This is a genomic window from Limosilactobacillus oris DSM 4864 (assembly GCF_001434465.1).
Lineage (GTDB): Bacteria > Bacillota > Bacilli > Lactobacillales > Lactobacillaceae > Limosilactobacillus > Limosilactobacillus oris.
In genome coordinates, this window is record NZ_AZGE01000068.1 from 1 (window position 1) to 360 (window position 360).

Here is a 360-nt window from a genome sequence, read left to right on the forward strand (position 1 = left end):
CATCAACCTCCGCATCGATTAGCGCGTCAGCGAGTGCCTCCACGTTAGCGTCAATCAGTGCATCGGCGAGTGCATCGACCTCCGCGTCAGTGAGCGCGTCAACGAGCGCCTCAGCTTCCGCATCAATGAGTGCATCAACATCAGCATCTACTTCTGCATCAATCAGTACTTCGACATCAGCATCGATAAGTGCCTCCACGAGCGCATCAACGTCGGCATCAACGAGTGCTTCCACGTCCGCATCCATGAGTGCTTTAACTTCGGCGTCAATGAGTGCGTCAACGAGTGCTTCGACTTCTGCTTCAGTCAGTGCCTCCACGAGTGCATCGACGAGTGCGTCAACCAGCGCATCGACATCAG

The 360-nt window shown here is 55.3% G+C and carries 1 pseudogene; it reads right to left on the reverse strand.

Annotation, left to right across the window (positions count from 1 at the left end):
- Nucleotides 1-360, reverse strand: a pseudogene (locus FC49_RS10085) (MSCRAMM family adhesin SdrC); the annotation flags it as partial.